Origin of the sequence: Rhodococcus spelaei (assembly GCF_006704125.1) — a bacterium.
Classification (GTDB): domain Bacteria; phylum Actinomycetota; class Actinomycetes; order Mycobacteriales; family Mycobacteriaceae; genus Rhodococcus_G; species Rhodococcus_G spelaei.
This window is the reverse complement of sequence record NZ_VIGH01000013.1, coordinates 1-13,354: the sequence shown is the minus strand read 5'-3', so window position 1 is coordinate 13,354 and position 13,354 is coordinate 1. Positions and strand designations below refer to the sequence as shown.

General features: G+C 69.6%; 12 protein-coding genes. 4 read left to right on the top strand and 8 right to left on the bottom strand.

Annotated features, from left to right (window positions below; all coding sequences use genetic code 11):
- Window positions 1–227 precede the first annotated feature (227 nt).
- Both FK531_RS21815 and FK531_RS21810 read right to left on the bottom strand, forming a co-directional pair.
- The gene (locus FK531_RS21815; RefSeq protein ID WP_181763073.1) at window positions 228–2,891 is read right to left on the bottom strand and encodes an FtsK/SpoIIIE family DNA translocase; all 2,664 of its coding nucleotides are present in this window, start codon (window positions 2,889–2,891) and stop codon (window positions 228–230) included.
- Window positions 2,892–2,952: 61 nt separating this feature from the next.
- Complete coding sequence (locus FK531_RS21810; protein WP_142103273.1) at window positions 2,953–3,576, bottom strand: TIGR03085 family metal-binding protein; 624 nt, start codon at window positions 3,574–3,576, stop codon at window positions 2,953–2,955.
- A 61-nt stretch (window positions 3,577–3,637) separates the two neighbouring features.
- On the opposite strand from FK531_RS21810, the gene FK531_RS21805 reads away from it, so the two are divergent.
- Window positions 3,638–4,417, top strand: coding sequence for a sulfite exporter TauE/SafE family protein (locus FK531_RS21805; protein ID WP_142103271.1), 780 nt, complete (start codon window positions 3,638–3,640; stop codon window positions 4,415–4,417).
- Window positions 4,418–4,484: 67 nt separating this feature from the next.
- On the opposite strand, the gene FK531_RS21800 is transcribed toward FK531_RS21805, so the two are convergent.
- From FK531_RS21800 to thyX, 3 genes are all read right to left on the bottom strand, one after another.
- Entirely contained in the window at window positions 4,485–6,530 is a 2,046-nt protein-coding gene (locus tag FK531_RS21800; RefSeq protein WP_142103269.1) for a ribonuclease J, read from the bottom strand.
- Entirely contained in the window at window positions 6,527–7,432 is a 906-nt protein-coding gene (dapA, locus tag FK531_RS21795) for a 4-hydroxy-tetrahydrodipicolinate synthase (protein ID WP_142103266.1), read from the bottom strand. Before dapA ends, FK531_RS21800 begins: the two co-directional genes overlap by 4 nt.
- A gap of 68 nt (window positions 7,433–7,500) precedes the next feature.
- The gene (thyX, locus tag FK531_RS21790) at window positions 7,501–8,253 is read right to left on the bottom strand and encodes an FAD-dependent thymidylate synthase (protein WP_142103264.1); all 753 of its coding nucleotides are present in this window, start codon (window positions 8,251–8,253) and stop codon (window positions 7,501–7,503) included.
- Between the two features lie 216 nt (window positions 8,254–8,469).
- Here thyX and FK531_RS21785 point away from each other — a divergent pair, with 216 nt between their 5' ends.
- The 3 genes from FK531_RS21785 (at window position 8,470) to FK531_RS21775 (ending at window position 10,450) form a co-directional block, all read left to right on the top strand.
- Complete coding sequence (locus FK531_RS21785) at window positions 8,470–9,276, top strand: tyrosine-protein phosphatase (RefSeq protein ID WP_181763072.1); 807 nt, start codon at window positions 8,470–8,472, stop codon at window positions 9,274–9,276.
- Window positions 9,277–9,347: 71 nt separating this feature from the next.
- The gene (locus tag FK531_RS21780) at window positions 9,348–9,824 is read left to right on the top strand and encodes a toxin-antitoxin system HicB family antitoxin (protein ID WP_142103260.1); all 477 of its coding nucleotides are present in this window, start codon (window positions 9,348–9,350) and stop codon (window positions 9,822–9,824) included.
- 188 nt (window positions 9,825–10,012) lie between these two features.
- A complete protein-coding gene (locus tag FK531_RS21775; protein WP_142103258.1) occupies window positions 10,013–10,450 on the top strand; it encodes an SRPBCC family protein in 438 nt (145 codons plus the stop codon).
- Between the two features lie 237 nt (window positions 10,451–10,687).
- On the opposite strand, the gene FK531_RS21770 is transcribed toward FK531_RS21775, so the two are convergent.
- The 3 genes from FK531_RS21770 to FK531_RS21760 form a co-directional block, all read right to left on the bottom strand.
- The gene (locus FK531_RS21770; protein ID WP_142103256.1) at window positions 10,688–11,899 is read right to left on the bottom strand and encodes a winged helix-turn-helix domain-containing protein; all 1,212 of its coding nucleotides are present in this window, start codon (window positions 11,897–11,899) and stop codon (window positions 10,688–10,690) included.
- Window positions 11,900–12,030: 131 nt separating this feature from the next.
- Window positions 12,031–12,501 carry a flavodoxin family protein gene (locus tag FK531_RS21765; protein ID WP_142103254.1) on the bottom strand — a complete coding sequence of 157 codons (471 nt, stop codon included), beginning with the start codon at window positions 12,499–12,501 and terminating at the stop codon, window positions 12,031–12,033.
- 30 nt (window positions 12,502–12,531) lie between these two features.
- On the bottom strand, window positions 12,532–13,354 hold an 823-nt coding region (locus FK531_RS21760), incomplete at its 5' end, for an HNH endonuclease signature motif containing protein (protein WP_142103252.1).

Sequence of the window (13,354 nt, the reverse complement as noted above, 5' to 3'; positions counted from 1 at the left end):
GTTGCCGCTCGTGCTGACGAGACTGTCGCAGGAATGGGGATACTCCCCTCCAAAGCACCCTCATTCAACCACAGATCCGCGGCCCTAACTTCCCGGCTTCCCGGCTTCCCGGCGTGAACGGACCGTTCAGGTCGTTGGTGAACCCGAACGGTCCGTTCGCGCCATCGGGAACCGCCGGCTGGGCGCCGCCGGCGGGGCGACGTCCGCGGCAAGAGCCGCAGTTCGAGTCAGTCCTCGCCCGCGCCATCGTCGGGGTCGCCGCCGCGGATCGACCACAGCAGCCCGTCCAGCTCGTCCGGCTTGATCAGCACGTCGCGGGCCTTGGACCCCTCGCTCGGCCCGACCACCCCGCGCGTCTCCATCAGGTCCATCAGCCGGCCCGCCTTCGCGAACCCGACACGCAGTTTGCGCTGGAGCATCGACGTCGAGCCGAACTGGCTGGTGACCACCAGTTCCACCGCCTGCAGCAGCACGTCCATGTCGTCGCCGATATCGGGGTCGACGTCCTTCTTCTCCGCTGCCTTGGACGTGGTGACGCCCTCGGTGTACTCGGGTTCGGCCTGGTTCTTGGCGAAGTCGACGACGGCGGCGATCTCCTCGTCGGTGATGAACGCGCCCTGCATACGGGTCGGTTTGCCCGCCCCCATCGGCAGGAACAGCCCGTCGCCCATGCCGATCAGCTTCTCGGCGCCCGGTTGGTCGAGGATGACCCGCGAGTCGGTCAGCGAACTCGTCGCGAACGCCAGCCGCGACGGCACGTTCGTCTTGATCAGGCCGGTCACCACGTCGACCGAAGGCCGCTGCGTGGCGAGCACCAGGTGGATGCCGGCGGCGCGGGCCTTCTGGGTGATCCGGACGATCGCCTCCTCGACGTCGCGCGGGGCGGTCATCATCAGGTCGGCGAGCTCGTCGACGATCGCGAGGATGTACGGGTAGGGCCGGTACACCCGCTCGCTGCCCAGCGGGGCGGTGATCTCGCCCGACCGCACCTTCTTGTTGAAGTCGTCGATGTGCCGGACCTTGTTGGCCTGCATGTCCTGGTAGCGCTGCTCCATCTCCTCCACCAGCCAGGCCAGCGCGGCTGCTGCCTTCTTCGGCTGGGTGATGATGGGCGTGATCAGATGCGGGATGCCCTCGTAGGGGGTCAGTTCGACCATCTTCGGGTCGATCAGGATCATCCGGACCTCGTCCGGGGTCGCGCGCTGCAGCAGCGAGACCAGCATCGAGTTGACGAAGCTGGACTTACCGGAACCGGTGGAGCCAGCCACCAGCAGGTGCGGCATCTTCGCCAGGTTGGCGCTGACGAAATCGCCCTCGATGTCCTTGCCGAGGCCGATCACCAGCGGATGGTGATCCTTGCGGGTGGACGGCGCCGAGAGCACGTCCGCCAGCCGGACCATCTCGCGGTCGGAGTTGGGCACCTCGATACCCACCGCCGACTTGCCGGGGATCGGCGCCAGCAGTCGCACGTTGTCGGTGGCGACGGCGTAGGCGATGTTGCGGGCGAGGGCGGTGATCTTCTCCACCTTCACGCCCGGGCCGAGCTCGACCTCGTAACGGGTGACGGTCGGTCCGCGGGTGTACCCGGTCACCGCGGCGTCGATCTTGAACTGCTCGAGCACCTCGGTGATGGCCTCGATCATCGCCTGGTTCGCGGAGCTGCCGGTCTTCGGCGGGTCACCCTCGATCAGCAGCGACGCCGGCGGCAGCGTGTAGTCGCCCTCGATCACCCGGTCGGGGATCAACATCTCCGGCTCGTCCTCGGACTTCGGCTTCGCGACCTTGACCTGAGGCTTCGGCCGCGGCTTCGGAGCCGGGGGTGCCGCAACGGGAGACGGCGCGATCACCTCGGTGCGGGCCTCGTCGGCGGGCTCGTCGACCGGATAGTTCGACTCCGGGTCTCCGAGGTCGTGCACCGGGTAGCCGTCCGCATCGAACAGCGCCGGGTCGTAGTCGGCCGAGTTCTTCCGACGGGACGGTCGCAGCGTGCGCAGATCCTGCAGGTAGTCCGGCTCGTAGCCGTCGTACTCACCGTGCTCGTCGTCGTGGTACTCGCCGTCGTAGGGCTCGTAGTCGTCGTCGTGGCGGGCGGTCCCGAACAGCGACCGCAGCCGCTCCGGCACCTCGCGCACCGTCGTCCCGGTCACCAGCAGGATCCCGAACCCCAGCGCGAGCAGCAGCAACGGGACCGACAACCACAGCGTCAGACCGTCGGTCAGCGGACCGCCTGCGGCGTAACCGACAAAGCCGGCCCCGTCTGCCCGGCCCGGCGCGTCGACCGGCGCCCCACAGATGACATGGAAGATGCCGAGCGCGGGCAGTGCGATCAGCAACGACCCGAGCACCAGCCGCGGGCGCACCTCGGGTTGCGGCTCGGAGCGCATGAGCACGACCGCGATCCCGACGCCGATGACGGGCAGCAGAGCCGCGGCCCCACCGAACACCGCCCGCACCGCGGTCTCGATCCAGTTCCCGACCGGGCCGCCCGCCGCGAACCACATGGCGGCCGCAATGATCACGCTGCCCGCGATCAGTCCGAGTGCGATGCCGTCGCGACGGTGACCGTGCTCGATGTCCGCGGCCTTGCTCACTGTCCGGGTGGTGGCGCCGACCCCACGCGCGGCCAGTGTCCACCCGCGTCCGAGTCCATTGCCGATCGCCCTGAGCGGGCTGGTCTTCGCCTTGGCGGCGGGCCTACGCGGGGCGGTCGAGCGTGCCCGCGGCGCGGTCGCCTTGCGTGGGGTGGAAACGGTCTTCGTGGTGCGACCCCCGGACCGCGGCTTCGCGGCAGCCGGCTTCGACCTGCCCGAGGCGGAGGATCCCGTGCGTGCGGAAGGCCGCGACGAGGATGACGCGCTCGTGGTAGTTCGGGTCCCGGTCTTACCTGCCATGACTGCCAGGCTAGTCGCTCGGGCCCCATCGGGACCATCCGCAACACCCGCAACAAGGGGCTCAGATGCCCCGATCCAGCGCGTTCACCGCCGCGACGGCCTCTGCGGGACCCTCGACGGTCACTCGCACCGCATCCCGACCGAACGCGTGCAGGGCCAACTCCGCCGCGGCGCCGTGCACCTCTACCGCCACGCCCGGCGCCTTGTGCACAGTCACCCGTCGACCGTCCGGCGCCACCAACACGACCGCGCACGGCGCCTTGCGGTACGACATCCGTCCGGTGCGGCCGGCCAACGACCACAGCGCCGATTGCCAGCGGGAGTCCAGTTCGCGCGGCTCCCAGTCCGGTCCGGCGCGGCGGACGTCCTCGTGGTGCACGAACATCTCCCCGAGGTTGAGCTGCGCGTCGAACGGTCGCATCGGAGACCACAACGGCGGACCCGTCCGCACCGACTCGAGAAGGTCGACGTAGGGGCGCGCGGCCAACGAGGCCTGCACCCGCTCGGCGTACGAGGCGAGCGGCTTGACCAGGATCCCGGCTGCGGCGTCGGGGCGTCGCTCCCGCAGTACCAGGTGCGCGGCGAGGTCGCGGGTGGTCCACGACCCACACAGGGTCGGGGCGTCCGGGCCGACGCGGACCATCGTGTCCACCAGTGCGAGTCGTTCGTCGTGCGCCAGGCTCATCCGCCGCACGCTACCGCTCCCCGCGCAGTTCGTGGCCCGCACCCGCCGTAGCGTTCCGTGCGTGCCCGTCACCGACATGATCGTCATCGCCATCGCGGGGTTCGGCGCCGGGGCGATCAATGCGATCGTCGGGTCCGGCACCCTCATCACCTTTCCCACCCTCGTCGCGTTCGGGTATCCGCCGGTCGTCGCCACGATGTCGAACGCGATCGGGTTGGTCGCCGGCGGCATCTCCGGGACCTGGGGCTACCGGCGCGAACTGCGCGGACAGTGGGACCGGCTGCGCTGGCAGATCCCGGCGTCGCTGCTCGGCGCCTGCCTCGGCTCCTGGCTGCTGCTGCACCTGCCCGACACGGCCTTCGTCACCGTGGTGCCGATCCTGCTGGTGCTCGCGCTGGTGCTCGTGGTGGCCGGGCCGCGAATCCAGTCCTGGGCGCGGCGCCGCGCCGAGGACGCCGGCCGGACGGCCGAGCACGTGGGCGGCCCCCGGCTGGTGGCGCTCACCGCGGGGACCTTCGCGGTAGGCGTGTACGGCGGCTACTTCACCGCGGCCCAGGGCATCTTGCTGATCGGAGTGATGGGCGCCCTGCTGCCCGAGTCGATACAGCGGATGAACGCGGCGAAGAACCTGCTGTCGCTGCTGGTGAACATCGTCGCGGCGACCTCGTACACCCTCGTCGCATTCGACCGAATCAACTGGGCGGCGGCCGGACTGATCGCGGTCGGCTCGTTGATCGGCGGATCCGTCGGTGCCCGCTACGGCCGACGCCTCTCCCCGACCGCTCTGCGCGCCGCGATCGTCGTGCTCGGTGTGATCGGACTGTGGCGACTGTTGGCCTGAAACGTGCTCTGACCTGAAACGTGTTCGGCCCCGGTGCATGCACCGGGGCCGAACACATCGTCAAACGTCAGACACCGATGACGGTCGGCACGATCATCGGCCGTCGCCGGTACTTGTCCGCGACCCAGCGGCCGACGACTCGGCGCACGGCCTGCGCGATCCGGTGCGTGTCGGTGATGCCCTCGGTCGCCAGTCGGGCCAGTTCGGCCTCGACCAGCACGGCGGCCTCCTTGAGCGCAGCCGGGTCGTCGGAGAAGCCGCGCCCGTGCACCTGCGGAGTGCTCACCGCCTTGCCCGTGTGCTGGTCGACGGCCAGCGAGATCGAGATGAACCCGCCCTCGCCGAGCACCAGCCGGTCCGAGAGCGTCGAGTCGCCGACGTCGCCGACGGAGTTGCCGTCCACGTAGACCATCCCGACCGGGACGCGACCCACGATCTCCGCGAGCCCGTCGACCATGTCGACCACCACGCCGTCCTCGGCCAGCACCACCCGGTCCTCGGGGACACCGGTGGCCTTGGCCAGCGCCGCGTTCGCACGCAGGTGCCGCCACTCGCCGTGCACGGGCATCGCATTGGTCGGACGCACCGCGTTGTACAGGTACAGCAGTTCGCCGGCGGACGCGTGCCCGGAGACGTGCACCTTCGCGCTCTGCTGCGTGACGACCGTCGCGCCGCGCTTGGCGAGACCGTTGACCACGGCGAACACCGAGTTCTCGTTGCCCGGGATCAGCGAGGACGCCAGCACCACGAGGTCGTTGGCACGGATGTTGATCTGCCGGTGCTCGCCGCGGGCCATCCGCGACAGCGCCGACAGCGGCTCACCCTGCGAGCCGGTCGAGATCAGCACGAGTCGGTCGTCGGGCAGGTTGGCCGCGGTGTCGATGTCGACGACCACACCGTCCGGGACCGTCAGGTACCCGAGATCCTGCGCGATCTGCATGTTCCGGACCATCGACCGGCCGACGAACGCGATCCGACGGTTGTAGCGCACCGCGACGTCCACGACCTGCTGGATGCGGTGCACGTGGCTGGCGAACGACGCGACGATGACCCGCTGCTTCGCCTTGCCGATGACGCCGTCCAGGACGCCGCCGATCTCCCGCTCGGGGGTGACGAAGCCGGGCACCTCGGCGTTGGTGGAGTCCACCAGGAACAGGTCGACGCCCTCGTCGCCGAGCCGCGAGAAACCGGCCAGGTCGGTCAGCCTGCCGTCCAGGGGCAACTGGTCGAGCTTGATGTCGCCGGTGTGCAGCGCGATGCCCGCCGAGGTGCGGATCGCGACCGCGATCGCGTCGGGGATCGAGTGGTTGACGGCGAAGTACTCGCACTCGAAGGGCCCGTGCGTGGTGCGCTGGCCCTCGATGACCTCGACCAGGTTCGGCCGCTGCCGGTGCTCACGGCACTTCGCGGCAACCAGGGCGAGGGTGAACTTGGAGCCGATCACCGGCAGGTCGGGACGAAGCCGCAGCAGGAACGGCACCGCGCCGATGTGGTCCTCGTGGCCGTGCGTGAGGACGACGGCCTCGACGTCGGCCATCCGGTCCTCGATGTGCGCGAAGTCCGGCAGGATCAGGTCGACGCCGGGCTGCTGGTCCTCGGGGAAGAGCACGCCGCAGTCGACGATGAGCAGCTTGCCCTTGTGCTCGAAGACCGTCATGTTGCGGCCGATCTCGCCGATACCGCCGAGGGCGACGACGCGCAGGCCGTTGTGCGGGGCCTTCGGCGGCAGGCCGAGACGCTCGGTGGGGTCGACGCCGACGCGACCGTCGGGGCGACCACCGCCGCCCTTCTGCCGCTGCGGACGACCGCCGCCGGTGCGCTGCGACTTGCCCGCATCGGACTTCTGGGCCGCCGACTTCTGGCCCTGGGTCTTCTGACCTTCGGCCTTCTGACCTTCCGACTTACGGCGACGCGGGGCCGACTCTGCCTGCCGAGACTCCCCGGCGGACGCCTGGGCCTTTGCCCTGGCCGGCTCCTGCGCCTTGGGCTGTTCGACGGGAGCGGACTCCTGCGGAGCCTGCTGGGCCTGCGGCGCGACGACCGACTCCGGGGCCGGCGCGGTGGGCGGGCCGGACGGGCGTCGGGCTGCGCGACGACGCGGCGGCGGGGTCACGCGAGGACCCCTGCTGCGCGCAGGTCGGCCGCGAGGACCTCGACCTGCTCCGCGGTGGGGGCCACCTGCGGTAGTCGTGGATCTCCGACGTCGAGGCCCTGCAGTCGAAGTCCCGCCTTCGAGGCGGAGACGCCGCCGAGCCGGACGACCGAGCGGATCAGCGGCAGCAGGCTCGCGTTGATGTCGCGGGCGCGGACGATGTCGCCCGCCTCGTACGCGGTGAGCAGCTCGCGCAGTCGTCCGGGGGCGAGATGGCCGATCACACTGACGAAGCCGACCGCCCCGACCGACAGCCAGGGCAGGTTGAGCGGGTCGTCACCCGAGTAGAACTCCAGGTCGGTGTTCGCGATCAGTTCGGCGCCGGCGTTGAGGTCGCCCTTGGCGTCCTTGACGGCCTTGATCCGGGGGTGCTCGGCCAACCGGTAGATCGTCTCGGTCTCGATCGGCACCACCGAGCGCGGCGGGATGTCGTAGAGCATCACCGGCAGGTCGGTCGCGTCGGCAACGGCGGTGAAGTGCGCCAGCAAGCCCGCCTGCGGGGGCTTCGAGTAGTACGGGGTGACCACGAGCAGGCCGTGGGCACCGGCCCGGGCGGCGTCGCGCGCGAGTTCGACACTGTGCGCGGTGTCGTTGCTGCCCGCACCGGCGATGATCTTGGCGCGGTCGCCGACCGCGTCGATCACGGCCCGCATCAGGTCGAGCTTCTCGTCCTCGGTGGTGGTCGGCGACTCGCCGGTGGTGCCGGCGAGCACGAGGCCGTCGCAGCCTCCGTCGACGAGGTGGGCCGCCAGCTTCACGCCCGCGTCGACGTCCAGCTTGCCGTCCACTGTGAACGGGGTCACCATCGCGGTCAGAATGGTGCCGAACGTACGCCCGGCCGGGGCGGTTTCACCGTTGGTCATGGTTGTCAAGGTTACCCGGTACAGGGGCGAAGACTGCACACCACGGGGAGCCGGCCGGAGCCGACCGGTCAGCTATCGACGTCGAACTCACTGACCGCCACCTCGGTGCCGTCGGCCAGCTCGGCAATCTCGAAGTCACCGAACACATTTGGTGCCGCCATTGTGAGCTGCCGCAGGCACTCCACCGCGACCTGCCGGATCTCCACGTCGGCGTGCTCGGTGGCCCGCATCGCGACGAAATGTCGCCAGGCCCGGTAGTTGCCGGTGACCACGAGCCGGGTCTCGGTGGCATTGGGCAACACTGAGCGCGCAGCCTGACGCGCCTGCCGTCCGCGCAACGACCCGTTGGGCACGTGCGCGAGCTTGTCGTCGAGGGCCTCGAGCAGTTCGACGTACGCGGCGCGACTGGCATCGGTCGCGGCCTCGAACAAGGCCTCGAGGTCCGGGTCGCCGACGATCGCGGGCGGCACCACGACATTCGCCTCCCGCTCGGGCACCGACCGCTGGGACAGCTGCGAGTACGACAGGTGCCGGTGCCGGATCAACTCGTGCGTGCACGAGCGCGAGATCCCGGTGATGTAGAAGCTGACGCTGCCGTGCTCGAGCACGGACAGGTGCCCGACCTCCAGCAGATGCCGCAGGTAGCCGGCGTTGGTCGCGGTCCGCGGATTCGGCTTGGACCAGCTCTGGTAACACGCACGGCCGGCGAACTCGACCAGCGCCTCGCCTCCGTCGGCGTCGGTGTCCCAGGGGACGTCCGCGGGCGGCACGAAGTCCGTCTTCGCAATGAGCTGCACCTTCAGGGACACCGCTTGCCGCACCGCACACCCTTTCGTGGACCCGGCGCCGCCGTGGGGCACCGCCGCGTCGCACCCTATCGCCACGACCCTCGAAATCGATTCTGCCGAATCGTCACCGCCGGTTCACCTGGACGGTGTACCAACTCGGTGGGGCCTCCCCGACCCGCGCGCCCACGCGACCGCCGTGGCCGGCCCTCGACAACGCCCGTTCCCTCGATCCGATACTGGAGCGCACCTGTGGCCCTCACCTCGACCCGTGTCCGCGTCCTACGGGCGGCCGCCGCCCTCGCCGCCGGCACCGCCCTGTTCGTCGGCGGCACCACCGGGACCGCCCTCGCCGCCGCGACCGACGTTGCCACGCAGACCAGCTTCGACCGGTCGCTGCACCTGGAGGGCGCCAAGAACGCCCGCGACGTCGGCGGCTACACGACCGTCGACGGCAAGACCGTCAAGCCCGGCCTGGTCTTCCGCACCGACGCTCTGAGCAATCTCACCCCGGCCGACCTGACCAAGCTGCAGAGTCTGAACGTCAAGGTGGACGACGACCTGCGGACGGTCTACGAGCGCACCGTGCAGCCGGACCGCGTGCCGGCGGGCGCGAAGGCCAACTGGTACGACGTGCTCGGCCGCTCGCCGATCACCACCCTGGTCGACCTGAACTCGGCGTACGTCGCGTTCGTCGACGGCCCGGGCGCCAACGAGGCGTTCGGTTCGGTGCTGCGCGACATCCGCGACACCGACGGGGCGGTCCTCTACCACTGCAGCGCGGGCAAGGACCGGACCGGTTGGACCACCGCAGTGCTGCTGACGATCCTCGGCGTCGACCGCGCGACCGTGAACGCGGACTTCATGCTGTCGAACACCTACCGCAACGTGGACACCAACAGCAGTTCCGCCGGCTTCGACGGCGTCAGGCAGGAGTGGCTGGACACCTCGTTCGCGACCGCCGAGAAGCGGTACGGCAGCTTCGACAATTACGTGCACCAGGGACTCGGATTGACCGACGTCGACATCGCGGCGCTGAAGGCCAAGCTGCTCGACTGACATCACTTGTCGTCATTGTGACGCCATTTCAGGGGGTTGACCGACGTCATGAATGACGTCACACTGACGACATGGACCTTTCGAACTACGCGCAGACGCTGCGCCAGGACCTGAGCACGGCGGCGGCGCTGGGCGACGAGAACACCCGCCGGATCGCCGAAGCCCTCGCCGGTGCTGCCGAGAACTCGGCCCGGCTGATGTTGCTGTCGGCACTGTCGGACCTCGCCGGCGAGATCTCCGAGGAGTTGGGTGACCGCACAGTGCACGTGCGCCTGGACGGGACGCGGGTGGCCGTCGAGGTCGCCCGCGCAGCCGACACCGAAGAATCCGACGACGCGCCGACCGAGAAGGCCACCAAGGATTCCGGGTCCGCCTTCGACGACGTCACGGGCGACATCTCACGAGTGACGCTGCGCCTGGTCGAGCAGATCAAGGCCCGCGCCGAGGAGTCCGCCGCCCAGAACGGCGTGTCGCTCAACTCGTGGATCGGCCAGGCCGTGCAGGGCGCGCTACGCGACCAGGCCCGCCACGGTCGGTACGGCCTCTGAGATCCACCGGCCTCTGAGATCCACCGCCGGTCCGGCTTTCCCGTCTCGGACATTCCCGGCAACGCCGCACCTCGTTCCGGCAGACCATCTCCCCCGGATGATCTAATGACGCGCACGTTCTGTTCGCTGTCAGCAATCACGTTGGTCGGCAATCACGCTGGTCAGCAATCACACAAGGGGTGGACCCGATGGCCGTGTCTGGCACCAAGGAATTCGACATCAAGGCCGCACCGGCCGAGGTCATGGCGGCGCTGGTCGCGGTGGATCGGTTGGGCGAATGGTCCTCCTCGCACAAGAAGGTCGAGATCGAGACCACCCATCCCGACGGACGGCCGGACCGGGTTCGCATGACCGTTTCCGTCGTCGGCATCACCGACGAGCAGGTCGTCGACTACTCCTTCGAGGGCGACGAGAAGCTGTCCTGGACGCTCGTCTCGAGCACCCAGCAGCGTCAGCAGGACGGCAGTTACGTGCTCAGCCCCAACGCCGACGGCGGCACGCACGTCGTGTTCGAGCTCACCGTCGACCCGACCATCCCGCTGCCCGGGTTCATCGTGAAGAAGGCGCAGAAGCACGCACTCGAGACCGCGTCGAAGGGTCTGACGAAGTTCGTCGAGGGACTCTGATCGATCGATCATGCTGACGCGACGGCGGTGCGCCCCGCGCGCGGAGCCCGGGGATTCACGGGCCCGCTGGACGTGGCGGGACACCACCGTCGTCGCGTCGGTGGTGACGGCCACGTCAATCGGATATCCCTGTCCGGCAACGGGACTCCGCTCACTTTCGACCAACTCCAGTCGCTCGCGACCGCGCCGGGACTGGACCTCTGAGACCTCGATCCGCGGAAGCAGTTGCAGCACTGGTCATATGCACTGCGCTAGCGGTGCGGCGAGGTCGCCGCGCTCGCCGACGACGACATCCGCCAGACCGAGCCAGTCCGCCATGTCCCGCAGCGCGACCGCGAGCGCATCCGCGACCGGTCCCGATTCGTGCACCGGTTCAAGGTGGGCCGCAGGTACCCGCAGCGCATCCGCTGCCCGGTCGGCCTTGAGGTCGACGCGGGCGACGAGCCGACCGTCCAGCAGGAACGGGAAGACGTAATACCCGTGCACCCGTTTGTGCTGCGGGGTGTAGATCTCGAGACGGTAGTGGAAATCGAAGATGCGTTCAGCGCGCGGCCGGAAGAACACCACCGGGTCGAACGGGCAGAGCAGCGCGCCGCCTCGGATCGCGCGCGGCACGCGCGCCCCGGCGGACAGGTACGCCTGCTCGTCCCACCCGCGGACCGCGACCGGAGTCAGCGCGCCCTCGTCGACCAGATCGGCGATCGCGGGTCGCGACTGCGTCGGGGACAGTCGGTAGTAGTCCCGCAGGTCCGTCTCGGTGCCGACCCCGAGCGCGCGGGCGGAGCGACGGACGAGTTCGCGCACCGCGTCGGCCTCGTCGACTCGGGTGGCGACGACGGCGGGCGGCAGCACCCGCTCGGCGAGGTCGTAGTGTCGGGTGAAGCCGACCCGCTTGTCCACCGACAGCGCACCCGCCGAGAACAACTGCTCGCACACGACCTTGGTGTCGCTGCGGCCCCACCAGGGCCCGCCCCGCTCGCGGACCTCGAGTTCGAGGTGTCGTTCGACCTCGCCCGCGGAGGTGGCGCCGACCTCGGTGATGACGTCGAGCACGTCGCGACCCAGTGTGGGGTTCCTTTCCAGCACACGCTGGGCACCAGCCCATCGGCCGCCCTCGAACCGTCGCATCCGCCACCGCAGCAGCGGCCAGTCCTCCACCGGGATCAATGCCGCCTCGTGCGCCCAGTACTCCACCAGCGCTCGAGGTTTCGCGGCAGTGTGCCGCCAGGACGCGGCATCGAGCAGTGAACGGTCGTATGCGCCGATGCGGCTGAACACCGGCATGTAGTGCGCGCGGACCGCGACTGAGACTGAGTCGATCTGGAGCAGTCCTGTTCGCTGCACAGCCTTGAGCAGGTGTCGGCGAGTGGGCGCGGCGGGGCGGGCGTCGGCGAAACCCTGCGCACCGAGCGCGATTCGCCGAGCAGTGTCGGCACTCAACTCCTGCATGGGCACACCATGCCACCGGGGACCGACATTCCGCACCGCCCGAACCGGTGCAGGTGCTCTCATGACCCTTGACGTGTGACCTTGGCGTGGCGATCTCCGTTGGCTGCCCATGCTCGACAGAGGAGCGTCCGTTATCCCGGAGTCAGCGTCACCGCGACTGTCGCACCCAATTCGTAACAGCGCTCCCGCGCGGCCGCGTCCACCCCACCGGTGATCTCGACTGTCGCGGCAACCTTGGTCAGGGCCAGACCGGTGACGATCTTTTCCACTGCCCGGACCGCGCCGGCAGTGTCGTTGTTGCCGTGAACCCACAATCCGTACGGTCGGCCCGCGACCGCGTCCAGGCACGGGTAGTACACGGTGTCGAAGAAGTGCTTGAGCGCACCCGACATGTAGCCGAAGTTGGCGCTGGTGCCGAAAACATAGCCGTCCGCGGACAGGACGTCGGGGATCGTCGCGCCGAGCGCGGGCACCGAACGGACTGTCACCCCCTCGATCTCGGGATCGTTCGCGCCCGAGAGCACGGCCTCGAGCAGTTCACGAGTCGGGGGCGATGGCGTGTGGTGCACCACCAGAAGTACTGGCGCTCGGTCGGCAGTCACAGCAGCAGACTACGGGAGTGACACCGGGGGTCACGGAACCTCGCCGTCGTCGGATGCCTGCTCGCCGCGCTCGGCACGTGGCCCGGATCGGGTGCGGTGTCGCCGGACCTCGGCGTCCCGCCGTGCTCGGGCACGTCGGAGTGCCTGGGTGAGGAGGTCGTCCAGGTGGTGGCGGTGATTGACCCGCGGTTGTCGGTCGGGGTCGATGTGTGCGGGTGCGATCCACTCGGTGCGGCCGGGATGCTCGGATTCCGGTGGGGCGGTGCGGGTTCTCCACCCCGCGGGGCCGTCCTTGACGAGGGCGTGGCAGGCGTCGCAGGCGAGGTCTTCGTTGGTGATGTCGGTGCCGGCGCCGTGGTTCCACTCTCGGATGTGATGGACGGCGGTCATGGTGGCGGGTGCGTCGCAGCCGGGGCGGGTGCAGCCGCGGGAGGATGCGATCAACGCGAGGCGTTGGTCGGGGGTGGCGAGCCGTTTGGATCGGCCCAGGTGCAGCGGCCGGCCGTGGTGGTCGAACAGGCACAGCACCGGGTGCGCGTGTTCGGCCATTCGCAGGGCGTCGCGGATGGGGACGATCCCGCCGCCGGCGGTCGTCACCACCCCGGATGCGTCCTCGAGTTGAGCCAGGGTCATGGTGATGATCGCCGTGACGGGGAGTCCGCGGTGACTGCCCAGTACCCCCGACGTCAGCAACTGCCGCAGGCCGGCCTTGAGACCGTCGTGATTGCGCTGTCCGGCGGTGCGGGTGTCGCGGGCCGCGGCCTTCGCGAGGGCATCGTGGTCGAGGTTCGGGGATTCGGCGTCGCCGGCGGGTGAGTCGGGGTCGTCGGGGTTGTTCATGCCGGGCCGGGCG

Excerpts from the sequence above, each read along its gene's own strand:
- FK531_RS21815 (WP_181763073.1), bottom strand. The coding sequence starts at position 2,891 with ATGGCAGGTAAGACCGGGACCCGAACTACCACGAGCGCGTCATCCTCG.
- FK531_RS21810 (WP_142103273.1), bottom strand. The coding sequence starts at position 3,576 with ATGAGCCTGGCGCACGACGAACGACTCGCACTGGTGGACACGATGGTC.
- dapA (WP_142103266.1), bottom strand. The coding sequence starts at position 7,432 with ATGACCAACGGTGAAACCGCCCCGGCCGGGCGTACGTTCGGCACCATT.
- FK531_RS21780 (WP_142103260.1), top strand. The coding sequence starts at position 9,348 with ATGGACCTTTCGAACTACGCGCAGACGCTGCGCCAGGACCTGAGCACG.
- FK531_RS21775 (WP_142103258.1), top strand. The coding sequence starts at position 10,013 with ATGGCCGTGTCTGGCACCAAGGAATTCGACATCAAGGCCGCACCGGCC.
- FK531_RS21770 (WP_142103256.1), bottom strand. The coding sequence starts at position 11,899 with ATGCAGGAGTTGAGTGCCGACACTGCTCGGCGAATCGCGCTCGGTGCG.